Source organism: Leifsonia sp. NPDC102414, from assembly GCF_044765685.1.
GTDB lineage: Bacteria > Actinomycetota > Actinomycetes > Actinomycetales > Microbacteriaceae > Leifsonia.
The window spans coordinates 749,563-774,181 of the sequence record NZ_JBIWKN010000001.1 but is presented as its reverse complement, the minus strand read 5'-3'; the positions used below and the strand labels follow the sequence as shown (position 1 = coordinate 774,181).

Genomic DNA, 24,619 nt, shown 5'->3' with positions numbered 1-24,619 from the left:
TTAAGCGCGCCGTCTACCAGCGACCGATGGATGCGTTCAGCACCGCCAGAGCTGCCGGCCCGGCGGTCGACGTGCGCAGCACTGTCGCGCCCAGGCGCACGAGCTCTGCCCCTGCGTCGCGGAACGCGTCGAGCTCGGACGGAGCGATGCCGCCCTCCGGGCCGACCACGAGCACGAGGGGGCGGCCATCCAGGGCGGCCTCGCGCACTGCGTCGGTCAGCTTCGCCTCGGCGTCCGGCTCGAGCACCAGCACGCGCGCATCTGCGCACAGCGCGGCGACCTGCGTGGTCGTGGCCAGTTCGCCGACCTCCGGCACCCAGGCGCGGATCGACTGCTTCGCCGCCTCGCGCACGATGGTCGCCCAGCGCTCGCGGCCCTTGGCGACTTTCTGGCCCTCCCACCGGGAGACGGAACGGCTCGCGGCCCACGGGACAACCGCATCCACCCCGAGCTCGGTGGCCGCCTGGATCGCGAGCTCGTCGCGGTCCCCCTTGGCGAGCGCCTGCACGAGCGTGATCGCCGGCGCGTGACGCTCGACGCGCTGCACGTCGGCCACGTCGATGGTGAGCGCGGTGTTCGTCGCCTCGACAACCTCGCCGCTCGCAACCAGACCGCGGCCGTTGCCGATCATCACGGTCTGGCCCGGCCGCGTGCGGTTCACCGTCGCAGCGTGCTTCGCCTCTGACCCCGTGATCGACAGGCGTTCGCCGACCGCGGCGTCGGCCAGGTCTTCGCGCAGGTAGAGGGAGCTCATCGCAAGGTCAGACGTTCAGGAAGCGGTCGCGCAGCTTCGCGAACAGCCCCTGCTGGAACCGCGCGAGCGACGGGTCGTCCTGCTTGTGGGTCGCGGCGAACTGCTTGATCAGCTCGCGCTCCTTGTGGTCGAGCTTGGTCGGGGTGACCACCTGGATACCCACCCGCAGGTCGCCGCGGCCGTTGCCGCGCAGGTGCGTGATGCCGCGGTCCTTCACCGTGATGATGTCCGCGCTCTGGATGCCAGCCTTCAGCTCCAGCTTGATGTCGCCGTCGAGCGCCTTCACCGTTGCGGTCGTACCGAGGATCGCATCCGTCATCGCCACTTCGAGCGTGCAGAGCAGGTCGTCGCCGTCACGGCTGAACACGTCGTGGTGCTTCACCTTGATCTCGAGGTACAGGTCGCCGTTCGGGCCGCCGGCGGGGCCGGCCTCACCGCTGCCCGGCATCTGCAGGCGCAGGCCGGTGTCGACGCCGGCGGGGATGTCGACGGGGACTGTGCGACGGGCGCGCACGCGGCCCTGGCCCTGGCAGGTGACGCACGGGGTGGCGATGACGGTGCCGTAGCCGCGGCAGGTGCCGCACGGCGTCGAGGTCATCACGTTGCCGAGCAGCGAGCGGACCGACCGCTGGATGCTGCCGGTGCCGTGGCAGATGTCGCAGGTGACCGGCGCGGTTCCCGGCTGGCAGCACGAGCCGTTGCAGGTCTCGCAGACGACGGCCGTGTCCACCTCGAGGTCGCGGTGCGTGCCGAAGATGACCTCGTCGAGGTCCACCTCCACGCGCAGCAGGGCGTCCTGGCCGCGCTCGCGACGCGACTTGGGGCCGCGGGACTGGCCGCCACCGCCGAAGAAGGTCTCGAAGATGTCGCCGAAGCCGCCGAAGTTCTGGCCTCCCCCGCCGAATCCGGCCTGCGGCCCGAGGTCGTACTGCTCACGCTGCTGCGGGTCGCTGAGCACGTCGTACGCGTGGGTCACCAGCTTGAAGCGTTCTGACGCCTCGGCGGACGGGTTCACATCTGGGTGCAGCTCACGGGCGAGGCGACGGTACGCCTTCTTGATCTCGTCGGGGGTGGCGTTGCGCTCAACGCCCAAAACTTCGTAGTGGTCGGCCACAGACGGCTTATCCTTCGTGTTCGTTGTCTTATTCGCCGAGCAGGCGGGAGAGGTAGCGGGCCACCGCTCGCACGGCGGCCATGTTGCTCGAATAGTCCATGCGGAGCGGGCCGAGCACGCCGAGACGCGCCAGCTCCGACCCGGATGCGGTGTAGCCGCTCGACAGCACGGAGGTCTCCGCGAGCCCGAACGACGCGTTCTCGCGGCCGATGCTCACCGCCACCCCGTGCTGATCGCCCGCCATCTCACCGAACAGCTTCAGCAGCACCACCTGCTCCTCGATGGCTTCAAGGACGGGGTAGATGCTCCCGGAGAAATCGTGCTCCGTGCGCACCAGGTTCGCGGCGCCCGCCATCACGAGCTTGTCCTGACGGTTGGCAGCGATCTGCTCCATCAGGGCGGAGGCGACGGGAGCGACCAGCGCCTGGGTGCGCTCGGTGAGCGCATGAGGGAGCTGGGCGAGCCTGGCGGCGGCGTCGGCGAGCGGAAGGCCGGCCGCAGCGCCGTTGATGGCGCCCCGGATCTCCGCGACGTCCTCGTCGGACAGCTCCGCCGCGAGTTCGATGGTGCGCTGCTCGACGGCGCCGGTGTCGGTGATCAGAACGCTGAGCAGCCTCCGCGGAGCCAGCGTGACCAGCTCGATGTGCCGGATGCGCGACCGCGACACCGACGGGTACTGCACGAGGGCGACCTGGTTGGTGAGCTGGGAGAGCATCCGGACGGTGCGCGCGAGAACGTCGTCCAGGTCGGCCGACTCACCGAGGAACACCTCGATGGCCTGGCGCTGCGCCTGACTGAGCGGACGCACCTCGGCGAGGTGGTCGACGAACAGGCGGTAGCCCTTGTCCGTCGGCACACGACCGGACGAGGTGTGCGGGGCGGCGATCAGGTCTTCCTCTTCGAGAGCGGCCATGTCGTTGCGGATGGTCGCGGCGGAGACGCCGAAGGAGTGGCGCTCGACGATGCTCTTGGAACCGACCGGCTCCCGCGAGGCGACGTAGTCCTGCACGATGACACGCAGCACTTCGAGGCTCCGCTCAGAAACCATCCGACCCGCCTCCCGAAGACCCTTAGCACTCGCTGAACCTGAGTGCTAATCATAACGCGCTGACACGCCCACGCGACCATTGCCCCACCGCGAGCGGCGGCAGTACGGTATGCGCACAGGTTCGATTCGTACGATCCGCGAACGAAAGGCTCCGACCATGAGTGACCCGAACCAACCGCCGGTCGATCCGGCAGGCGGCGGCGTCCCACCGCAACAGCCGAACGTACCCCCGCAGCAGCCGACAGGCCAGGTGCCGTCGCAGGCGCCGCAGCAGCCGTACGGCGGGCAGGTGCCTCCGCAGCAGCCGTACGGTCAGCAGCCGCCGCAACAGCCGGGCCAGCCATACGGCCAGCAGCCAGGCCAGCCGTACGGTCAGCAGCCCGGCCAGCCGTACGCGGCGCCCGCCGCACCGCTCGACCCCACGCAGGACAAGCAGTGGGCATCGTTCGCCCACCTCGGCGGCATCCTCTGGATCCTGCCGTCGCTGATCATCTTCCTCGTGTTCAAGGACCGCGGGCAGCTGACCAACCAGGAGTCCAAGGAAGCGCTCAACTGGCAGATCACCTGGATCATCGTCTGGGTCGCCTCCCAGATCGTCGGCGCCGTGCTGGCGTTCACCGGCTTCGGCTGGCTGATCTTCGGGCTGCTCATCCCGTGGATCCTCTACGTCGTCAACCTGATCTTCTCGATCCTCGGCTTCGTCAAGGTCAACGGAGGCGGCACATACCGCTACCCGGTGAACTTCCGCTTCATCAAGTAGCCCGTTCCGCTGCGTCGAAGACGCCGAGAGACTCCGTGTCTCTCGGCGTCTTCCCAGTTTCGGCACGTTTGCCCTACTGTTATGGCTGACGATCCCGTCCACGACCCCGTCCGCCCCCAGCGGGCGAAGCCAAGGAGAGAACAATGTCCGCAACGCCCCCGCCGCCGCCCAGCGCACCGTACGGAGGCCAGTCCCAGCAGCTCAGCCCCTCGGATGAGAAGCTCTGGGCGACGCTGGTCCACATCGGTGGCATCATCTTCAACTGGATCCCGGCCCTCGTCGGCTACCTCGTCCTCAAGGACAAGGGACCGTTCGTCCGCGCGCACACCGCGACCGCTCTGAACTTCCAGATCACGATCTTCATTGCGTACATCGTCGGCGGCATCCTGTCGATCGTGTTCGTCGGCGTGATCATCATCGCCGCGGCCGCTGTGTTGAACATCGTCTTCAGCATCATCGCCGCGATCAAGGCCAACCAGGGTCAGTACTACGTGTACCCGGTGGCGATCAAGTTCGTCAGCTAGCACCACGCGCCACGAACTCCCCGCCTCAGGACCTCTGTTCCGAGCCGGGGCGTTCGTCGTTTCGGGGTGCGCGTTCCCGGCTGCTCGGGATGCGGTCAGTCGTCGAGCAGGCGGCGGACGACGGCGTCGGCCAGGAGGCGGCCGGAGAGCGTCAGCTCGATCGTCCCGCGGAGCGCTGCACGCGCATCCACCAGCCCGTCGGCGATGAGCCCGGCGACGGCCGTGCGTCCGTGCTGGTCGAGCTCGGCGGTGGCGATGCCGTCCCTGATGCGCGTGAGCAGCAGCACGCGCTCGACCCGCCTCGTCTCCGCATCCAGGGTCTCGCGGCCGGCAGCGGGCGACTCCCCCGCCAGCACTCGGCCGGCGTATGCGGCCGGATGCTTCACGTTCCACCAGCGGACCCCGCCGACGTGGCTGTGCGCGCCGGGTCCGACGCCCCACCAGTCGTGTCCCTGCCAGTACGCGAGGTTGTGCCGCGACCGGTGGTCGTCGTCGCGCGCCCAGTTGCTGACCTCGTACCAGCCGTATCCGGCGTCGGCGAGGCGCGCATCCGCCAGCTCGTACATGTCGGCCTGCAGGTCCTCGTCCGGTTCCGCGACCTGACCGGACTTGATCTGCCTGGCCAGCTTGGTCCCGGTCTCCACGATCAGCGAGTACGCCGAGAGGTGGTCGGGGCGGCAGGCGATCGCGGAGTCCAGCGACCGCTCCCAGTCCTCCAGCGACTCGCCGGGCGTGCCGTAGATGAGGTCGAGGCTCACCTGAAGCCCTGCATCCCTGGCCCACTCCACCACCAGCGGCACGCGCTCAGGGTCGTGGGTGCGCTCCAGCGTCGCCAGCACGTGCGGCACGGCGGACTGCATCCCGAACGACACCCGGGTGAACCCGGCGTCGGCGAGGCTGCGCAGGTAGGCGGCGTCGACGGAGTCCGGGTTGGCCTCTGTGGTGACCTCGGCGCCGGATGCGAGCCCCCACGCATCCCGGACGGCGGCGAGCATCCCGGCCAGATCCGAGGCGGGAAGCATCGTCGGCGTTCCTCCACCGAAGAACACGGTGGACGCCTCCCTGGCGGGAAGCCCGCTCAGCTCCAGTGCGCGGGCGGCGAAATCGACCTCCCGCTGGGCGTGGCCGGCGTACTCGGACTGCGAGACGCCGCGCAGTTCGGTCGCGGTGTACGTGTTGAAGTCGCAGTATCCGCAGCGCACCCGGCAGAACGGAACGTGCAGGTACACGCCGAACGCGCGCTCGGCGACGCCGTCGACCACGGAGGTTGGCAGGAGGCCGTCTGCGGGAGCAGGGTCGCCGAGAGGAAGAGCGCTCGGCACCTCAGGCCGCCCTGGCGGGAAGCAGCGACCGCAGGTACTTCGCGGTGTAATGACGCTGGGCGAGTCGCAGAATCGGCGACACGAGCCGGTAGAACGCGGTCGACGGCCGGTAGAACGCGCGCAGCACGAACCACACGGACCCGTCGTCGCGCAGCTCGACCAGGAACGCCTCCTCGCCGGACTCCGGGTGGCCGTGCAGGGTGCCGTACGCGAACCCGGCGCGATGCTGCTCGTCGATGACGTAGACGACACGGACGGGCGCAGACACGTGGACCGGCCAGAACGGGATCTTCAGCACGGCGGTCATGCCGTTGGCGATGTACGGCGACCCGTCGTCCGCGAAGATCGCCTCCGACGGCCGGTGTTCCTGCATCTTCGCCGGGGTGCCGTCCGGGTTGAACACGACGCCCTCGTACTGAACGCCGGTGCCCTCATGCGTCTCGGTGACCTTGATGCCGCTCCCCCGCTGCACCCCCCACGTCATCAGGGCGGTGACCGTGGATGCGAACCGCTCCTCCCCGCTGCCGATCCGCGCCTGACGGATGAACGACTTGTAGCCCTTCGGCGGGTAGTAGAGCAGGTCGGGAGCCTGCGTGCCACCGACCGCACCGTAGGTGACGGGCTGATCGGTGAACGTTGAGCGACGCATTGGTGCTACTTCTCTTCCTCACTCTGTGTGCCCAGTCTCCAACGGGTGGAGCCAGACGACAACTCTACTTGGCGCGCGCCACGCGGGACGAAATGGGGCGGGGTGAGGGCGTGAGGTAATGAGCGCGCGTCGCGCTGCCCGTCATCCCACGAGCTGCCGCGGTGAACAAGCCGAATCGACACGACCAGTACGCAGCGGCGCCGAACGCGTGCGGAGTGCGTGTCGTTCAGTCCGGGCGGGCGAGCGACTTCGCATCCGATGCGCCGCGGCCCGCGCGCACCTTACGTCGCGCGTGCTCCGCATGGATGAACGCGCTCGAGCTCGGCAGCCAGAGCAGCACCGTCGCGGCGATGCTTGCGGCGTCAAGCGCCAAAGTCGGGGAAGGTTCGGTGAGGGACAGTATGGCTGTGAGACCGACGAGAACAGTCAGAAGAATACGCGCCCACACCCGACCGCGGAACACCAACCAGCCGCAGAGCACGGGAAGCTCGGAAATCACCAACGCGACGAGCATCAACCCCACCCCGAGCGCGACGGTCGTCCCCACCATGGCGGGAATCCTGACCTCGAAGACACCCTTCGCCTCCAGGGTGTGCGACGCACGAGCCGCGAAGTCCTGCCAGTCATGGGTCGCAAATGTCACGATGAACTGCACGGCGACGACGAGGCCGACCAGCAGGAGGAGCGCCACAGCGACGCGAAGGGGCGCCGGCGGTGTTTCGCGCTGCCGACGACCGTCGCGGCCCATCAGAGAACCGGACACCGAGCCTACTTCTTGTCCTTCTTCTCCACGTCGCCGGACAGGGCGGCGATGAACGCCTCCTGGGGGACTTCCACGCGGCCGACCATCTTCATGCGCTTCTTGCCCTCCTTCTGCTTCTCGAGGAGCTTGCGCTTGCGGGTGATGTCGCCGCCGTAGCACTTCGCCAGCACGTCCTTGCGCATCGCGCGGATGCTCTCGCGGGCGATGATGCGCGCACCGATGGCCGCCTGGATGGGGACCTCGAACTGCTGACGCGGGATCAGCTCGCGCAGACGGCCGGTCATCAGGACGCCGTACGCGTACGCCTTGTCGCGGTGGACGATCGCGCTGAACGCATCCACCTGCTCGCCCTGGAGGAGGATGTCGACCTTCACCAGGTCGGCCTCCTGCTGGCCGGTGGGCTCGTAGTCGAGGGAGGCGTAGCCGGCGGTGCGGCTTTTGAGCTGGTCGAAGAAGTCGAAGACGATCTCACCGAGGGGCATCGTGTAGCGGATCTCGACACGGTCCTCGCCGAGGTACTCCATGCCGAGGAGCGAACCGCGGCGGCTCTGGCAGAGCTCCATGATGACGCCGACGTAGTCCTTCGGTGCGAGGATGGCGGCCTTCACCATCGGCTCCTCGACCTTGGCGATCTTGCCGCCGGGGAACTCGCTCGGGTTGGTGACCGTGATGACCTTCTTGTCCTCGGTGGTCACCTCGTAGATCACGCTGGGCGCGGTGGTGATGAGGTCGAGGCCGAACTCGCGCTCCAGGCGCTCGGTGACGATCTCCAGGTGCAGCAGACCGAGGAAGCCGCAGCGGAAACCGAAGCCGAGGGCGACGGAGGTCTCGGGCTCGTAGACGAGGGCCGCATCCGACAGCTTGAGCTTGTCGAGCGCTTCGCGCAGTTCCGGGTAGTCGCTGCCGTCGATCGGGTACAGGCCGGAGAAGACCATCGGCTTCGGCTCCGTGTATCCAGGGAGCGCATCCGTCGCCGGTTTGGCAGCCGATGTCACGGTGTCGCCGACCTTGGACTGGCGCACGTCCTTCACGCCCGTGATCAGGTAGCCGACCTCGCCGACGCCGAGCCCCTTCGACGGTGTGGGCTCCGGGGCGGAGACGCCGATCTCGAGGATCTCGTGCGTCGCCCGTGTCGACATCATCTGGATGCGCTCGCGCGGCGACAGCGTGCCGTCGATCATGCGCACGTAGGTGACGACGCCGCGGTAGCTGTCGTAGACGGAGTCGAAGATCATGGCGCGCGCAGGAGCGTCCTTGACGCCGACGGGCGCGGGGATGAGGTCGACGACCCTGTCGAGCAGCGCGTCGACGCCGATGCCGGTCTTGCCGGAGACGCGCAGGACATCCTCCGGCTTGCCGCCGATGAGACTGGCGAGCTCGGCGGCGTATTTGTCAGGGTCGGCGGCCGGCAGGTCGATCTTGTTCAGCACCGGGATGATCGTGAGGTCGTTCTCGAGAGCGAGATACAGGTTCGCGAGCGTCTGCGCCTCGATCCCCTGAGCGGCATCGACCAGCAGGATCGCTCCCTCGCACGCCGCGAGCGACCTGGACACCTCGTAGGTGAAGTCCACGTGACCGGGGGTGTCGATCATGTTCAGGGTGAACGCCTGGCCGTCGTCGTCCGCCCAGGGCATCCGGACGGCCTGGCTCTTGATCGTGATGCCGCGCTCACGCTCGATGTCCATTCGGTCCAGGTACTGCGCGCGCATGTCGCGCTCGGCGACGACGCCGGTGATCTGCAGCATCCTGTCGGCCAGGGTGGACTTGCCGTGGTCGATGTGGGCGATGATGCAGAAGTTGCGGATGAACGCCGGATCGGTCGCGGCGGGCTCGAGGGCCTTCAGAGCTCGTGGTGACATTGTGCTGCGATTCTCCCACGGCAACGGGCGCGTCTCCTATTCGAGGCAGCGTCAGCTCCGACGACTCGTCGCGAAACGCCGTGCGGCACTGGGCGCGCACGGCGTTTCGACACGAGTGGCTGGCCGGGGTGGGCCGGGGTGGGCCGGGGTGGGCCGGGCGTCAGGCGAAGCGTTCCGCGCGCTCCACGACGATGCCAGCGCCGTTCTCCCAGCGGTAGACCTCGGCGCCGTCGATGAAGACGCGCTCGGCCCGGGAGTTGACGTCGAGCGGGTCGCCCGACCAGATCACGACGTCGCCGTCGAGGCCGGGGGTGAGCGAGCCGACCCTGTCGTCGAGCTGCAGGAACGCCGCAGGGTTGACCGTCAGCGCCTCCAGAGCCGTCTCGCGCGGCAGGCCCTCCTTCACCGCGAGCGATGCCTGGTGCACGAGGAAGTTGATCGGCACGACGGGGTGATCGGTCGTGATGGCCACGCGGACGCCTGCGGCGGCGATCTTCGCGAGGTTGCCGATCGCGCGGTCCCGCAGCTCCACCTTCGACCGCGAGGTGAACATCGGGCCGAAGATGACCGGGATGTCACGCTCGGCGATCACGTCGGCGATCTTGTGGGCCTCCGTGCCGTGGTTGATCACCAGGCGGTAGCCGAACTCGTCGGCGAGTCGGATCGCGGTGGCGATGTCGTCGTGGCGGTGGGTGTGCTGATCCCAGGCGAGCTCGCCGTCGAGCACGCGCACCAGCGTCTCCTTGCCGAGGTCGCGGGCGAACGGCTTGCCCTCCTTCTGCGCATCGTCGCGCTGGGCACGGTAGTTCTGCGCATCCACGAACGCCTCGCGGATGATCATGGCGACGCCCAGCCGCGTGCTCGGGGTGACGTTCTTTCCGCCGTAGACGCGCTTCGGGTTCTCGCCCAGCGCGGACTTCACACTGACGGCCTCCCGCAGCACCTGCTCGTCGATGGTGCGGCCGCCCCACGACTTGATGGCGACGGTCTGACCGCCGATCGGGTTGCCGGAGCCCGGCTTGACCACGATCGAGGTGACACCGCCGGAGAGGGCGTCCCTGAAGCCCTCGTCGTCGATGTTGATGGCGTCGATGGCGCGGACGGCCGCGGTGTTCGGGGTGGTCATCTCGTTGGTGTCGTCACCGGCAGGGCCGTTCGCCTCCTCGTGGATGCCGACGTGGCCGTGCGACTCGATGAAGCCGGGGAGCACCCACTTACCTGCAGCATCCACGGTCTCGACGCCGTCCGGAACACTGATGTCGGCGCCGACGGCGGCGATCTTCCCGTCCTGGATGAGGACGGTGCCGTTCTCGATCGGGTCACCGGCGACCGGGACGATATATGCGTTGACGATGGCGACAGAAGAGGTTGTGGTCATGGATTCGAGCCTACGCCCGGGGTGACCGGCGGACGCGTGCGGGTGCGTGCGGGTGCGCGGCCGAAGCATGGCGGGAATGGATCGGGTGGATGCGCGATTGTGGTCTGCATGAGCATTCTTCTGACCGGCGCGACCGGCTTCATCGGATCATCCGTCCTCCCCCGCCTCATCGAGGAAGGGCACAGCGTCACCGCGCTGGTCCGCGACGAGGCGAAGGCGGCGCAGCTCGAGGCGGCGGGCGCGACCGCGCTCATCGGCGACGCGACGGACAGCGAACTGGTCGAGCGGGCGGCGCGCGACAGCGACGGCGTCATCCACCTGGCATCGGCGAACGACGTCGACCCCGGCTTCGTGAAGGCCGTGCTGACCGGCCTCGCCGGCAGCGGCAAGCCGTTCGTGCACACCGGCGGGATCTGGACGTACGGCTCGAACGCCGACATCGTCGAGGACTCCCCCTCCGCACCGCCTGCGCTCACAGCGTGGCGCGGAGCGACCGAGGCGATCGTCCTCGCGGCCGAAGGCGTTCGCACGGCCGTCGTCGTTCCCGCGGTGGTCTACGGACGCGGCACGGGAATCCCGACAGTGATCGTGGATGCGCCGCGCGGCGCGGGGGTGTCTCCTGCGATCCGTCTGGTCGGCGACGGCACGCAGCACTGGACGACGGTGCACGTGGACGATCTCGCCGCCCTGTATGTGCTCGCGTTCGAGAACGGCGACGCCGGCGCGGTGTACCTCGGCGCCAGCGGACAGAACCCGACGGTGCGGGAGCTCGGCGAGGCAGCGGCTGCTGCCGCTGGCGTTGCAGGCGGCGTGCAGGAGGAGAGCGCGGAGGACAGCCGTGACCGCCTCGGCGCGGCGTTCGCTGACGCGCTGCTGCTCGACCAGCAGGCCCGCGGAACCAAGGCGCGCATCGACCTCGGCTGGGAGCCGAACGGCCCGACGCTGCTCGAGGAGATCGCGAGCGGTTCGTACGCGCCGCAAGCGGTCGCTGCGGAGTAGGCGCCGGGCGGCGGGCGACGACGCCGGCCGATCTGCCCGGCGGGCGCTTCGACCTGCCCGTCGGCGGGTACGAGTGGCGCTCGCTGAGCCTCAGACTCCGGGGATGCGCCTCCTGCCTGACCAGGCCAGGCGCATCCCCGGTCCGGTTTGGCGCTGAGGCGGCGCACTGGTAAAGTTGTTTGTTGGCTTGCGTGTGGGTTCGTCCGCACGACTGCCGCAAGGCGCCCTCTCTCGCTGAGCGGCTCATCCGAAACTCACTTCTAACGAAAGTAACCACGTGGCAAACATCAAGTCGCAGATCAAGCGCATCGGCACCAACAAGAAGGCGCAGGAGCGCAACAAGGCTGTCAAGAGCGAGGTCAAGACCGCCGTTCGCGCAACCCGCGAGGCCGTCGCAGCAGGCGACAAGGACAAGGCGACTTCGGCGCTGAAGCTCGCAGGCAAGAAGCTCGACAAGGCGGCCAGCAAGGGCGTCATCCACAAGAACCAGGCCGCCAACAAGAAGTCGGCGATCGCCAAGCAGGTCGCAGCTCTCTAAGCAGCACCAGCATCCCGGACCAGATCCGGCAGCGAAGAGCCCCCGTCTCCGGACGGGGGCTCTTCGCGTGTGCGGGAGGTTACGCTCCTCGGCCGCGGGCGCTCACGATGCGGATCATGCGCTCGAGGGCGAAGACGGGGTCGCGGCCGCCGCCCTTGACGTTCGCGTCGGTTTCGGCGAGGACCTCGATGCAGCGTCCGAGCCCGTCCTCCGTCCAGCCTTGGAGGTCGCGCTTGGCGCGGTCAACCTGCCACGGGGCGAGGCCGAACTGTTGCGCCAGCTGGCCGGAGCCGCCGCGGGCGCCGGACAGCTTGGCCATCGTGCGGACCTTGCTGGCGAACGCGGCGACCATCGGAACGGGGTCGGCGCCCGACGCCAGGGCGTGGCGCATCGTCACCAGGGCCTCGCCGTAGCGGCCCGCGATGGCGGCGTCTGCGACGTGGAACGCGTTCGTCTCGACCCTTCCGCCGTAGTACTTGTCGACGGTCGCCTCCGTGACCTCCGCTGCGGTGTCGGAGATGAGCTGCTGGCATGCCGCCGCGAGCTCGGCGAGGTCGTCGGCGAACGCCGAGGTGACCGCTCGCAGCGCGCCCGCTGTGATCTTCTTGCCGGCGCTCCTGAACTCGGCCTGAGCGAAGTCGTACTTGTCAGCGTCCTTCTTGAGCTCTGTGCAGACCACCTCGATGCCGCCGCCTGTTCCAGCGCGGATGGTGTCGAGCAGCTTCTTGCCGCGCACCCCGCCTCCGTGCCTGAGCACGACGACAGTGCCGTCCGCTGTGCCTGTCAGGTAGTCGAGCATGTCGCTCAGGAAGGAGTCGTTGCACTTCTCGACGGCATCGACCCTGATCAGTCGCGGCTCGCCGAACAGGGAGGGGCTCGCGAGAGTGAGCAGCTCCCCCGGCACGTAGTCGCCAGCGTTGATGTCGCTGATCTCGAGGCTCGGGTCCTCCGCTTTGAGGGTGTCGCGCAGCATCCGGATGGACCGGTCGGCGAGGAACCCCTCCGTGCCGGAGACGAGGACGACGGGCGCCGTCCTGATCTGATTCCAGGCGAGCTGCGGGATGACGGCGCTCGGCGCCCGTCCCTTGCTCGCGCTCGCCCTGCTGCCGCCTCGTGCCGCCACGTTCCTCCTCCGTCCGTTCCAGTGTACGGGCGGCCACCGTCACGGGAGGCCGGTCGGGAGGCGATGGACGCGGTGGCAGAGGTGCCCGCGGCCGCCGCGGCGGGCTCCCGCCGCTCTGTCCAGAGTTCGAGGGTGCCTGGCTCGGGACCGGGCGAGACGAGGAGAAGGCCGGAGGTGTCGGTGCGGGCGACAGCCACGCCTGCTGTGGCGAGCATCCCGAGCGCGGAGGGGGTCGGGTGGCCGTAGCCGTTGTCGCGGCCGACGGACACGAGGGCGAGCGCTGCGTTCAGCCTGGAGTAGAGGCGTTCACTCTGGTCGGCGGAGCCGTGGTGGGCGACCTTGACCACGTCCACCTGATCGACGACCCCCGCGCCAAGCAGGGAACTCTGAGTGTCTTCGCCGAGGTCACCGAGGAAAAGGGAGCGGATGCCTCGACCGTCGACGGCGACGACGATGCTGCCGGGGTTACCGGTCAGCGCCGAGACCCCCTCCAGCGGCACGGGAGGCCAGAGGATGCGCCAACGGAGCGCGCCGAGCATCCCACCCATGCCCGCGAAACCCTGGTCGAGTTGCGCGCCGGATCGTCGCAGGCTGTCGATGGCGTGGCGGTCGAGGTCGCGGCCGGGCTCACCCACGATCGCGCGCGCGACCCGGCCGTCGAGAGCGGAGAGGCCGCCGACGTGGTCGACGTCGAAGTGGGTGAGCACGAGGAGGTCGATGCGCGCGATGCCGAGCCTGTCGAGGCAGGCGGCGGCGAGGTCGGGGTGGCGTCCGACGTCGATCATCGCGACCTGGCCAGCGTCGCGGATGAGGAGCGCATCGCCCTGCCCGACATCGCAGGCGGCGATCTGCCACGCGTTCGGCAGCGCGGTCAGCCGGCCGATCGAGCCGCCCCCGAGCATCCCGAGATAGCCGGACGCTCCGAGAGCCAGGGAGGACGCAGCCGCGGTGGCGAGAACCCCGTGGCCGACACGGCTGCGCGTGAGCACCAGCACGGCGACGGCCGCCAGCGCGGCGGCGCACAGCACCACGCCGACGAGGCCGTCCGCCCAGGGCAGAGCGCTTCCAGGGAGCCCGCTCGTGGTCGTGGCGACCTGGGCGATCCAGGCGGATGGCAGCCAGGCAGCCCACACCAATGCGTGCCCGAGACCAGGGATGAACGGTAGGGCGAGGCACGCGAGACAGCCGAACAGGGTGGCGACGGGCGCGGCGGGACCGGCCAGTAGGTTGGCGACCACGCCGTAGAGCGGGAGGGTCGGCGTAAGCATGATCAGCACGGGCTGGCACGCGAGCTGGGCGGCGAGTGGCACGGCGACGGCCAGCGCGAGCCCTCTCGGCAGCCACCGGCTCAGGATGCGCGTGAGCGGTCCAGCCAGGACCACCAGCCCACCGGTGGCGAGCACCGAGAGCGCGAAGCCGTAGTCCCTCGCAAGCCACGGATCATGAACGAGCAGCACGATGACGGCGATGGCGAGGAGCGGCAGGCCACGCGACGGTCTGCCCCGAGCGATGCCGAAGAGGACGACGACGGCCATCGTGGCCGCACGGATCACGCTCGCGCCCGGCGTGACGAGTGCGACGAACGCAGCGAGGGCGAGAAGCGCGACGGCCACCCTGCTGCGCCTGCCGAGGCCGACGCGAGCGCTGACGAAGAAGGCCGCCGCCGTGACGAGAGCGCAGTTGGCGCCGGAGACCGCCGTGAGATGGCTGAGGGAACTCGTCTTCATCGCGTCGTCCAGGACTGACGGGACGGCCCTCTCGTCGCCGATGGCGAGTCCGGGAAGAAGCGCGCCGCCGTCGCCGGGAATGGTCGCGGCGGACGCGGCGAAGCGCTCGCGGACCTGGTCGGTCCAGGCGAGCCACCACGGAGGGTCCTCCAGGCGCACGATCGGGCTGTCGGCGAAGATGGTGAAGCTGGTCTTCTCGCCCGCGAGGTTGCGGGTGATGGTGCCGGTCACGCGGAGGAGGGTGCCGAAGGCGGGCGGACGGGCAGATTCTTCGGCCAGGGTCGCGACGATCGTGACGGGGGCGGACGCTGCAATTGCGGTGGGTGATGCGGCCCCAACGCGCGGCGAACCCGCGGCGGTGCCTAGGGCCGCCTCGCTCTCCCCGCCTGCGGCGGTGCCGGGAACCCCTGTGTGCTCCCGGCCCACGAGGACCGACTCCGTGGTGCCTCGCCAGCGCCAGCGGACGGAGCCGTCGAACCCCGGAGACATCGCCTGCGGCGTGGTCTGAGTGCGCACGGTGGCGGTGACCTGAGTCCCGTTCGAGGCGGCCGTTACGAGCTCGGGAGGGTTCCGTCCAGGGGCCTGAGCTGCGATCGTGCTTGTGACGAGCGCGACGGCGGCGAGGCACACACTGGCGGTGGTCGCCGCGAGCACGGATGTGGAGCGTGTGCGCTCGGCGCGCCTCGGGGCTCGCCCACCCCCGCCGGGACCGCGTCGCCCACGCCGCCGGAGCAGGAACGCCGCCGCGAGGGCCGCCGCCGCGAGCAGCCACCACACCACGGCCAACGGGCGTGCCAGATCGAGGAATCCGATGGTCAGCGCGGCCGCGAGCCAGAGCGACACGGCGGGGGCGACGAGGCGAAGATCGGGGGTCATATCGTGACATGGTCTTTCAGGCCGTCGAAGAGTTTCTGGCCGATGCCGGTCACGGCGAGCAGCTCGGTGGCTGCGGTGAACCGGCCGTTGGTGGTGCGCCAGTCCAGGATGCGGGCGGCGAGCGTCGGGCCGATACGAGGGAGGGTTTCGAGGTCGGCCTGGGTCGCGGTGTTGAGGTTCACGGTCGCGGACGGCGCGCGGGCGGCCGCCGCGGCGCCAGCCGTGCCCGCCGCGGCGGGAGGAAGGACCACTTCTCCGACGCGCGGGACGGAGAGCTGTTCACCGTCCGAGACGGGGCGCGCGAGATTCACACCGCTGAGGTCGGCGTCGTCGGCGAGGCCACCCGCAGCGGCGATAGCGTCCATCACCCTGGCACCGGAGGCGAGGGAGACCAGCCCGGGGACGCTCACCGCTCCGAGGACGTGGACGAGCACCTCGTCGCTGCCGCCCGATGACGAAGCGACGGGCGTCGGGGAACGGAGCGACGTCGACTCGGGCGCCACGATGGACGTTGCGCCGCGCTGCCCGAGAGCGGACACCACGATGGAGACGACGAGCGCACCGAGCAGAAGCACCACCGCTGCGCCGATCCCCAATCGCACCCGCCGCGAACGGGGCGGCGCTTCGCTCAGGGCCCCTGGGCCGGGTTCGCTGTAGCCCGTCCAGGCGCTCGCCGCGTCATCCGGCTCCGCGGCACCCACCCCGCCCGCCACGTCCTGCTCCCGTTCTCGCATCCCCCAACGCTAGGAACGCCCGCAGCGCCGGAGTGGCGCATCCGCAAACTCGTGGACAGCGGCGACGGCCGCCCTCCTGTGGAGAGCGGCCGTCGAATGTCGAGGCGAAGACTCGCTAGCCGCGCGGCTTCGTCGCGATGTTCACCAGGCGAGGTGCACGCACGATCACGTTCACGATCTCGCGGTCGCCGACCGAGCGGATGACCGCCTCCGACGCGCGTCCGAGCGCCTCCAGCTCGTCGGTCGAGATCTTCGGAGAGACCTCCAGGCGGTCGCGGACCTTGCCGTCGACCTGGATCACCGCGGTGACGGACTCTTCGATCAGCAGCGTCGGGTCCGGCTTGCGCCACTGCGCCAGCGCGACCGCCGGCTCGTAGCCGAGCAGCGACCACATGTCCTCCGCCGCGTACGGCGCGAACAGGTTGAGGGCCATCGCCGTGACCTCGGCCGCCTCGCGCACCGCGGGGTCTGCCGGCCCCGCACCGCTGTCGATGGTCTTGCGGGTGGCGTTCACCAGTTCCATCAGACGTGCGACGACCACGTTGAACTTGAACGCCTCGACCAGTCCGGGGGCGTCGGCGAGGAAGCGGTGGGTGACGCGGCGCAGGGCCGTGTCGCCGTTCTTCCAGACCGCATCCGGAGTGCTGGTCACGTCGTGCGCCACACGCCAGGCGCGGGCGAGGAACTTGGCGCTCCCTGACGGGGAGACGTCCGCCCAGTCGATGTCGTCCTCCGGCGGCCCGGCGAACGACATGGTGAGGCGCACAGCGTCCACGCCGTGCTCGTCGAGCTGGTCGGACAGCTTCACCAGGTTGCCGCGGGACTTGCTCATCGCGGAGCCGTCCATCAGCACCATGCCCTGGTTCAGCAGGGCCGTGAACGGCTCGGTGAAGCTCAGGTAGCCCTGGTCGAACAGCACCTTCGTGATGAACCGGGAGTACAGCAGGTGCAGGATGGCGTGGGTCACGCCGCCGACGTACTGGTCGACAGGCGCCCACTTCTCGGCCTCTGCCGGGTCGAACGCCTGCGTGTCGTCGCGGGCGGACAGGAAGCGCAGGAAGTACCAGGAGCTGTCGACGAAGGTGTCCATCGTGTCGGTGTCCCGCTTCGCAGGAGCACCGCAGTTCGGGCACGCCACGTTGACCCACTCCGATGCTGCGCCAAGCGGGCTGGTGCCCTTCGGCTGCAGGTCCAGGCCCTCGGCCGGAGGCAGCAGCACGGGCAGGTCCGCCTCGGGAACCGGCACCTCTCCGCAGGTCTCGCAGTGGATGATCGGGATGGGAGTGCCCCAGTAGCGCTGGCGGGAGATCAGCCAGTCGCGCAGCCGGAAGTTCTTGGCAGGCGTGCCGAGCGCGCTCGCCTGCAGCGCCTCCGTGACGCGACGGATCGCGTTGGACTTGCTCAGTCCGTCGAACGGGCCGGAGTTGATCAGGCGGCCTTCTCCGGTGAGGGCGACGCCCGTCTCGGATGGGTTCTGCAGCGGCAGGTCGTCCGGCAGGATCGGCTCGCCCGTCTCCGGGTCCGTGTGGATGACGGGGATGGCGCCGGTGACCGGCTGGTTGGTGTCGACCACGACGCGCACGGGCAGGTCGAACGCACGGGCGAAGTCCAGGTCGCGCTGGTCGTGCGCAGGCACGGCCATGATCGCGCCGTGACCGTAGTCGGCCAGCACGTAGTCGGCTGCCCAGATCGGCAGTTTCTCGCCGGTCAGCGGGTTGATCGCGTGGCGCTCCAGGAACACGCCGGTCTTCTCGCGCTCGGTGCTCAGGCGGTCCATCTCGGTGGTGCCGCGCACCGCATCCAGGTAGTCGTTGAACCGCTTGGCGACCTCTGGGCGTGCATCCTGGACCAGCTCTGCCGCCAGGTCGGAGTCCGGGGCGACGACCATGAAGGTCGCGCCGTACAGCGTGTCAGGGCGCGTGGTGTAGACGGTCACCGGCTCGTCGCGCCCCTCGATCGCGAACTGGACGTCCGCGCCGGTCGAACGGCCGATCCAGTTGCGCTGCATCGACAGCACCTTGGACGGCCAGGCGCCCTCGAGCTGGTTCAGGTCGTCCAGCAGGCGGTCGGCGTAGTCGGTGATGCGGAAGTACCACTGGGTGAGCTTCTTCTTGGTGACCAGGTTGTCGCAGCGCTCGCAGCGGCCGCCGACGACCTGCTCGTTGGCCAGCACGGTCTGGTCGAACGGGCACCAGTTGACCTGGGATGCCTTGCGGTACGCCAGGCCCTTTTCGTACAGCTTCAGGAACAGCCACTGGTTCCAGCGGTAGTACGCGGGGTCGCTGGTCTGCAGCACGCGGTCCCAGTCGAAGCTGGGCGCGTAGCGGCGCATGCTGGCCTTCTGCTGCGCGATGTTGTCGTTGGTCCACCCGTTCGGGTCGAGGCCGCGCTTGATCGCCGCGTTCTCCGCCGGCAGGCCGAACGAGTCCCAGCCGATGGGGTGCAGCACGTTGAAGCCCTGCTGACGCCAGTAGCGTGCGATGACGTCGCCGAGCGCATACGCCTCGGCATGCCCCATGTGCAGGTCGCCGGACGGGTACGGGAACATGTCGAGCACGTACTTGCGCGGACGGGTGTCCGTCGGGTCGTCCGTGGCGAACGGCTTCAGGTCGTCCCAGACCGGAAGCCACTTGTCCTGGATGGCGGCGAAGTCGTAGTGCGCGCCCTCGGCCGGCGCGTTCGCTGAATCGTGCTCGTGTGCCACGTGACTCTCATTCTTGAAGGTGCTGACCGCGAATCGAGTGGATGCGGTCGGGAAGTCTCCGGGCGGCGTCCGCCCGAACATCCACACTACTAAACGTTGCCGTGCTGCGATCCGTTCCCCTGCTCCTGTGCGCCCGCTGCGAACAGCCCTGCGGCGGCGAACAGCGCCCTCGCTTTGATGCGGACCTCCTCCAGCTCCTCCTCCGGGACGGACAGCGCGGTGATCCCTCCGCCCGCGCCGATGGCGACCCCGCCGTCGCGGTAGACGATGCTGCGGATGACCATGGCGAGGTCGGCGGCGCCGTCGAGCCCGAGGTAGCCGAAGCATCCCGAGTACACGCCGCGCGGCCCGCGTTCGAGCCCGGACAGGATGCGCATGGCGCTGAGCTTCGGCGCACCGGTCATCGACCCGGCAGGGAAGCACGCTTCGATCGCGTCGACGGCGCCGAGCCCGTCGCGCAGGCGGCCCTCGACCGTGCTGACGAGCTGGTGCACCTGGGCGTAGCTCTCGACGGCGAGCAGGTGCCGCACCCCGACGGAGCCGACCTCGCTCACTCGTCCGATGTCGTTGCGCATCAGGTCGACGATCATCACGTTCTCCGCGCGCTCCTTCTCGCTGGCCTCCAGCTCGGCGCGGAGCGCGAGGTCGGCGGAGACCGTCGCGCCGCGCGGGCGCGTGCCCTTGATCGGCTTGCTGCGGATGCTGCCGGAGGCGGTGACGGCGAGGAACTGCTCGGGCGACGAGCTCACCAGCGTTGTGCCCGCGATGCGGAGGAATCCGGCGTGGTGCGCAGGGCTCGCCGCGCGCAGGCGCAGGTGGACGGCGAGCGGGTCGGCGGCGGAGGCGGCGTCTGCACGGTTGGTGAGGCAGAGCTGGTACGCGTCGCCCGCGCGGATGGACTCCTGGCAGGAGCGGATCATCGCGAGGTACGCGTCGTCGTCGTGTCGCCAGGTGGCGGGAGCGGCTGCGGGCAGGGGATGCGCGGCAACGTAGGCCGCAGCTGCTCCGTCCGCGGCGTGGAGGCGGGCTGCAGTGGCGGCGAGCCAGGCGTCGGCCGCGTCGGCAGACGAGGGAGCGGATTCGCCATCGAGCACCAGCAGCTCGACCGTCCCTGCCCCGTGGTCGAAGACCACCGCGCGGTCGGCGAACAGCATCGCCGCCGCCGGTCCGTCATCGATCGACACCGGCAATCCGAGCGCCTCTGCCCCTGACTCGTAGCCCAGCCAGCCCACCCAGCCGAGCGCGAACGACGGCTCGGGGGTGCGAGCGGCGATACGCTCGCGCGCTGCGAGGTCGGCGCGCAGGAACGCGAGCATCGTGCCCTGCCTCTGCGTGCTGGTGTCGCCGTCACTCACGCGCACGCTGCCGTCGGCCAGAGACGATGCGGCCACGACCGTGCCGGTGGCGATGATGCTCCTGCCGTCCTCTGCGTCCGGTCCCGCATCCAGCCACACCGCGTCCGGAGCGTCGGCGAACAGCGCGACGAAGGCGTCGGCAACGTCCGGTCGCCCGTCGAACTGCTGCACACGAAGACGGGTTGGCACTGCATTAGCCTAGGCGAATGGATGCGCGGACCACCCTTTTCGACTGGCGGGACGGCGAACTCGTCGGCGGTGAGCGCGACGGGGCGGCGCCCGGCCACACCCTGGACGTCGCAGACTCGTTCCTCGTCGCGGACGGCACGGTTCTCGCCCTCGGCCTGCACCGCGAGCGCTTCCTCGACTCGGTGCGCGAGCAGGGTTTCCGCGACCGCACCGCCGCCGAGAGCTTCTGGGACGCGGCCGTGGCAGCCATCCCGCGCTCCGGCTCCTGGTTTCCGCGGTTCGAACTCGCGACGATCCGGGATGCGCACCTCCTGCGATTCCGCCTCCGCACCGCGCCTGCGCTGACCGAATCCGTCGTCCTCGCGACCGCGGACGATGATCATCGCCGCGTGCCCGACATCAAGGGCCCGGACATCGAGCGGCTCGGCGTTCTCCGCGAGCGGGCGCAGCGGGCCGGAGCGGACGAAGCCGTGATCCTCGACAACGGCCTCATCTCCGACGGCACGACCACCGCGCTGCTCTGGTGGCGCGGCGACACCCTCGCGACTCCCCCGCTGACCTTCGCGAAGGTCGACAGCGTCGCGGCGCGGACGGTGCGCGGGGTGGCTGCGGCGATGCGCATCCCGGTGGACGAAGAGGCTGTGACGCCCGCCGAGCTGGATGGGGCGGTGGTGTGGGCCGTGAACGCCCTGCACGGCATCCGCGCGGTGACGGCCTGGCTGGACGGGCCTCGAGTGGCGCAGGACGCTGCGCGAACGGCGGCGTGGCGGTCGCGACTCGCGGCGTTGGCGCGACCGATCTGACGCTCTGGCCGCGCCGACGCCGACGCCGACGCTCTAGGCCACGGCCCTCCCGTCCTCCAGCCGGACGCTCCGGTCGATCAGCTCGTCGGGCACACGCGTGTGCGAGATCACCAGCACGCTCCGGCCGTCCTGCGCGGCCGTCGTGAGGATGTCCCGCACGACGCGGTCTGCCACGGCGCCGTCGACGTTCGCCGTGGGTTCGTCGACCACGAGCACAGGGAAGTCGGCCAGCAGCGCGCGTGCGAGTGCGATCCGCTGGGCCTGCCCTCCCGAGACGAGCGCGCCGCGCTCGCCAACGGCAGCGTCGAGGCCGCCGCGCTCCGCCGTCCAGTCGCCGAGGCCGACGCGCTCCAGCACCGCGAGGAGCTCGTCGTCCGTCGCCGTGTCCTTCGCGAAGAGCAGGTTCTGACGGAGGTCGGCGTCGAACAGGTACGGCTGCTGTTCGCACAGGCCGACGATGCGGCGCACATCGTCCTGTCTGACGGTCGCAGCCTCGATCCCGTCGATGGTGTAGCTGCCGGTGTAGTCGACCAGGCGGGTGAGCACGTGCGCGACCGCCGTCTTGCCAGCACCGGTCGGACCGGTGAGCAGCACGCGCTCTCCCGGTTCGATGCGCACGGCCACATCCGACAGCACCGCACGGGATGCGCCTGGCCAGCGCGCGCTCAGCCCGCGCAGTTCCAGTTCGGGCACCGAACGCACGACGAGTTGCCGAGGCGATGCGGGGTCCACCGGGATCCCGGCGGGCAGCTCATCCGTGGCCGTCGTCGAGATCCGCTCCGCGCTGGCGACCACCTGGCGCCACGCGCCGAGGGCGAGCGGCACCGTTCCGAACACCTCGAAGACGGAGAGCGGCAGCAGCGCGGCGACCGCGAGTCCAGGCCCGTCGAGCTGGCCTGCGTCAAGAGCGGGGATGCCGGCGGCCAGGGCGATCGCGGTGGCCGCCCCTGCCAGCACAGAGACCACAGCGCCGGTCAGCGCGACACCGACCGCCCGTGACCGCACGGCGGCGGTGAGCCGCGCGCTCGCCTCGTCCACCCTCTGCTGCGCAGCGTCGAGCGCGCCGAACGCGGTCAGCACGTCGAGGCTGCGCACCAGGTCGGTGACCGCGTCGCTGAGGTCCGCCCGCAGCGGCGACAGCCGCCGTTCGGCCCGGCCGGACGCCCAGGTGTTCACGAGCGTGCCCGCCACGAACGCGAGCAGGAGGGCGACGAGGAGCCCGATCGCGGCCCCCGGCAGCAGCAGGAAGGCGCCGACTACGGTGAGCAGCGCGATCAGGCCGGAGGTGACGAGCGGCTGCACCACCCGCAGCGGGTAGTTCTGCAGTTCGTCGACGTCGTTCGCGAGCCGCGACAGCAGGTCGCCGCGGCGGGTGCCGCCCAGACCGTCCGGTGCGAGCGGCACCAGCCGCGTGTAGAGCTCGGTCCGCACCTCGGGAAGCTGCCGGAAGGCTGCATCGTGGCCGGACAGCCGCTCCAGATAGCGGAAGAACGCGCGCCCGAGCGCGAACGCCCGCACCCCGACCACGGCGAGCGAGATGTACATCAGGGCCGGCTGCTCCGCCGCCCGCGCGATCAGCCAGGCCGACGATGCCAGCAGCGCGACGGCGCTCCCGCCGCTCAGCACGCCGAACGCGATCGCCGCCCACAGCCGCCGAACCGGGGGAAGCGCCAGTCGAAGCACGCGACGGGAGCCGGGCGACGCGCGGTGGACGCCCGCACGCCCGGCGCCGTCCCCCTGAGCTGCGACGGTCTCCAGCAGCTCACTCGACACGACTGCCCACCTCCATCCTCAGCACCACATCGGCGGCGTCGGCCACCTGTTCCCTGTGGCTCACCACGAGCACGGCGACGCCATCGGCGGCGACCGCCCGCAGCGTGGTGAGCAGCCGCGCCTCCGCCGTCGCGTCGAGGGCCGAGGTCGGCTCGTCGAGCAGCAGCACAGCGGCCCCGGATGCGCGCATCCGGTACAGCGCCCGCGCAACGGCCACCCGCTGCGCCTGCCCACCGGACAGTCCTGCTCCTCCGACGCCCAGCAGCGTCTCCTGCGCGACCTCGTCCGCAGCAGCGAGGCGCAACGCCTCCGCCACCCGCTCCGGCTCCGGATGCGCGTCCCCGAGCGCCACGTTCGACCCCACCGTTCCCGCGATCAGGCCGGGCGTCTGCCCTGCCCAGGCGACGGCGGAGCGGCGACCGTCCGCATCCGCTGCACCTCCTGCTGCGATGGACCCGGCGAACGGCACGAAGCCGAGCACGGCGCCGAGCAGCGACGACTTGCCGCTCCCGCTCGGCGCGGTCAGCACGGCGAACGTCCCGGGCGGGACGGTCGCGGAGAATCCGCGCACGACCTCGCGGTCGTCGTAGGCGATCGTCACGTCGTCGAACGCCAGGCCGCCGTCCAAGGTCGTCGCCGTGGCGTGCGCCGCGACCGCATCCCGCGCCGACCTGTCCTCGTCCAGGATCGCGAACGCCGCCTGCGCCGCCTCGATGCCCTCCGTGGCCGCGTGGAAGCTCGCCCCGACGTTCCGAAGCGGGAGGAACGCCTCCGGAGCGAGCAGCAGCACGAACAGGCCGACCGACAGGTCCAGCTGGCCGTTCAGCAGCCGCAGCCCGATCGCCACCGCGACGAGCGCGACGGACAGGCTCGCGGCGAGCTCCAGCACGAAGCCGGACAGGAACGACATGCGCAGCACCTTCATGGTGTGCACGCGGTAGTCCTCGCTCACCGACCGGATGCGCGCCTCCTGACGGTGCTGACGACCGAACAGCTTGAGGGTCGACAGACCGTCGACCACGTCGAGGAAGCCGCGCGACAACCGGGACAGCGCCGACCACTGCCTGGCCTGCGCCGCCTGCGTCGCCCAGCCGACCAGCATCATGAACACCGGGATGAGCGGCAGCGTGACGAGCACGATGATGCCGCTGGTCGGGTCCTGCCAGAAGATCGCGACCACCAGGATGGGCGTGGCGATCGCCGTGGCGATCAGCTGCGGGAGGTAGCTGGTGAAGTAGCCGTCGAGCGCGTCGAGGCCGCGGCCCGTCGTCACGGTGACCTCCGTCGTACTCCTGGACCGCAGCCACGCCGGGCCGAGCCGCCCGATGGCCGCGACGAGCGCGCTCCGCAGTTGGCCGACCACCGTCGCTCCCCCGCGCGCGGCGACCGACTCCGTGAGCCAGCCGACCCCGCCGCGGACGAGGACGACGAGCACGAGCATCCAGAGCAGCCCGCCGAGCGAGCCGAGCGGCTCCCCCGCGATGGCGCGAACCACCAGCTGCGTCACCAGCCAGGAGGACAGCACGATGCACGCCGTCCGCGCCACGGCGAGCACGCCGCCCGCCACGAGGGTGAGGCGCGCCGCCGCCGCGTAGCGAAGCAGCCGGGGATCGAGGGGACGCACGGG

General features: G+C 70.2%; 19 protein-coding genes and 1 pseudogene. 5 read left to right on the top strand and 15 right to left on the bottom strand.

Annotated features, from left to right (window positions below):
- Positions 1-13: 13 nt before the first annotated feature.
- From ACIRCZ_RS03630 to hrcA, 3 genes are read right to left on the bottom strand one after another with little or no spacing between them, the layout of a single operon-like run.
- Positions 14-754, bottom strand: a complete 741-nt coding sequence (locus tag ACIRCZ_RS03630; protein WP_402849732.1) for a 16S rRNA (uracil(1498)-N(3))-methyltransferase — start codon at positions 752-754, stop codon at positions 14-16.
- 7 nt (positions 755-761) lie between these two features.
- Positions 762-1,868, bottom strand: a complete 1,107-nt coding sequence (gene dnaJ, locus ACIRCZ_RS03625) for a molecular chaperone DnaJ (RefSeq protein ID WP_055893619.1) — start codon at positions 1,866-1,868, stop codon at positions 762-764.
- Positions 1,869-1,896: 28 nt separating this feature from the next.
- A complete protein-coding gene (gene hrcA / locus ACIRCZ_RS03620) occupies positions 1,897-2,916 on the bottom strand; it encodes a heat-inducible transcriptional repressor HrcA (RefSeq protein WP_055893616.1) in 1,020 nt (339 codons plus the stop codon).
- Positions 2,917-3,073: 157 nt separating this feature from the next.
- Between hrcA and ACIRCZ_RS03615 the strand changes: the two genes are divergently transcribed.
- Both ACIRCZ_RS03615 and ACIRCZ_RS03610 read left to right on the top strand, forming a co-directional pair.
- On the top strand, positions 3,074-3,676 hold the full coding sequence (locus ACIRCZ_RS03615; RefSeq protein WP_402849727.1) for a DUF4870 domain-containing protein: 603 nt from the start codon (positions 3,074-3,076) through the stop codon (positions 3,674-3,676).
- A 143-nt stretch (positions 3,677-3,819) separates the two neighbouring features.
- Positions 3,820-4,200 (top strand): DUF4870 domain-containing protein, encoded by a 381-nt coding sequence (locus tag ACIRCZ_RS03610; RefSeq protein WP_055893610.1) that lies wholly within the window; start codon positions 3,820-3,822, stop codon positions 4,198-4,200.
- Between the two features lie 95 nt (positions 4,201-4,295).
- On the opposite strand, the gene hemW is transcribed toward ACIRCZ_RS03610, so the two are convergent.
- The 5 genes from hemW to ACIRCZ_RS03585 all read right to left on the bottom strand — a co-directional run bounded on the left by hemW (position 4,296) and on the right by ACIRCZ_RS03585 (position 10,171).
- Complete coding sequence (gene hemW, locus ACIRCZ_RS03605) at positions 4,296-5,522, bottom strand: radical SAM family heme chaperone HemW (protein WP_402849722.1); 1,227 nt, start codon at positions 5,520-5,522, stop codon at positions 4,296-4,298.
- A gap of 1 nt (position 5,523) precedes the next feature.
- Positions 5,524-6,171 carry a DUF1990 family protein gene (locus ACIRCZ_RS03600; RefSeq protein ID WP_055893606.1) on the bottom strand — a complete coding sequence of 216 codons (648 nt, stop codon included), beginning with the start codon at positions 6,169-6,171 and terminating at the stop codon, positions 5,524-5,526.
- Between the two features lie 226 nt (positions 6,172-6,397).
- Positions 6,398-6,934 (bottom strand): hypothetical protein, encoded by a 537-nt coding sequence (locus ACIRCZ_RS03595; protein ID WP_402849718.1) that lies wholly within the window; start codon positions 6,932-6,934, stop codon positions 6,398-6,400.
- Positions 6,935-6,939: 5 nt separating this feature from the next.
- The gene (lepA, locus tag ACIRCZ_RS03590) at positions 6,940-8,793 is read right to left on the bottom strand and encodes a translation elongation factor 4 (RefSeq protein WP_055893601.1); all 1,854 of its coding nucleotides are present in this window, start codon (positions 8,791-8,793) and stop codon (positions 6,940-6,942) included.
- Positions 8,794-8,953: 160 nt separating this feature from the next.
- Positions 8,954-10,171, bottom strand: a complete 1,218-nt coding sequence (locus ACIRCZ_RS03585) for an amidohydrolase (protein WP_055893599.1) — start codon at positions 10,169-10,171, stop codon at positions 8,954-8,956.
- 108 nt (positions 10,172-10,279) lie between these two features.
- Between ACIRCZ_RS03585 and ACIRCZ_RS03580 the strand changes: the two genes are divergently transcribed.
- Positions 10,280-11,170, top strand: coding sequence for an NAD-dependent epimerase/dehydratase family protein (locus tag ACIRCZ_RS03580; protein ID WP_402849714.1), 891 nt, complete (start codon positions 10,280-10,282; stop codon positions 11,168-11,170).
- 277 nt (positions 11,171-11,447) lie between these two features.
- Positions 11,448-11,708: a 30S ribosomal protein S20 gene (gene rpsT, locus ACIRCZ_RS03575; RefSeq protein ID WP_055893591.1), complete on the top strand. Its 261-nt coding sequence runs from the start codon at positions 11,448-11,450 to the stop codon at positions 11,706-11,708.
- A 79-nt stretch (positions 11,709-11,787) separates the two neighbouring features.
- Here the strand turns inward: rpsT and holA are convergent, their stop codons facing one another.
- From holA to pabB, 5 genes and pseudogenes are all read right to left on the bottom strand, one after another.
- Positions 11,788-12,831, bottom strand: a complete 1,044-nt coding sequence (holA, locus tag ACIRCZ_RS03570; protein ID WP_402849710.1) for a DNA polymerase III subunit delta — start codon at positions 12,829-12,831, stop codon at positions 11,788-11,790.
- Positions 12,832-13,493: 662 nt separating this feature from the next.
- Positions 13,494-15,047 (bottom strand): annotated as a pseudogene (locus ACIRCZ_RS03565) (ComEC/Rec2 family competence protein); the annotation flags it as partial.
- Between the two features lie 383 nt (positions 15,048-15,430).
- Complete coding sequence (locus ACIRCZ_RS03560; protein WP_082581318.1) at positions 15,431-16,168, bottom strand: ComEA family DNA-binding protein; 738 nt, start codon at positions 16,166-16,168, stop codon at positions 15,431-15,433.
- 115 nt (positions 16,169-16,283) lie between these two features.
- Positions 16,284-18,872 carry a leucine--tRNA ligase gene (leuS, locus tag ACIRCZ_RS03555; protein ID WP_402849706.1) on the bottom strand — a complete coding sequence of 863 codons (2,589 nt, stop codon included), beginning with the start codon at positions 18,870-18,872 and terminating at the stop codon, positions 16,284-16,286.
- Between the two features lie 89 nt (positions 18,873-18,961).
- Positions 18,962-20,416, bottom strand: coding sequence for an aminodeoxychorismate synthase component I (gene pabB, locus ACIRCZ_RS03550; RefSeq protein ID WP_402849703.1), 1,455 nt, complete (start codon positions 20,414-20,416; stop codon positions 18,962-18,964).
- Between the two features lie 17 nt (positions 20,417-20,433).
- Here pabB and ACIRCZ_RS03545 point away from each other — a divergent pair, with 17 nt between their 5' ends.
- Entirely contained in the window at positions 20,434-21,219 is a 786-nt protein-coding gene (locus ACIRCZ_RS03545) for an aminotransferase class IV (RefSeq protein ID WP_402849700.1), read from the top strand.
- 33 nt (positions 21,220-21,252) lie between these two features.
- Here ACIRCZ_RS03545 and cydC read toward each other — a convergent pair whose 3' ends face one another.
- Positions 21,253-22,902, bottom strand: a complete 1,650-nt coding sequence (cydC, locus tag ACIRCZ_RS03540) for a thiol reductant ABC exporter subunit CydC (RefSeq protein WP_402851643.1) — start codon at positions 22,900-22,902, stop codon at positions 21,253-21,255.
- 79 nt (positions 22,903-22,981) lie between these two features.
- Complete coding sequence (cydD, locus tag ACIRCZ_RS03535) at positions 22,982-24,616, bottom strand: thiol reductant ABC exporter subunit CydD (RefSeq protein ID WP_402849698.1); 1,635 nt, start codon at positions 24,614-24,616, stop codon at positions 22,982-22,984.
- Positions 24,617-24,619: the final 3 nt, after the last annotated feature.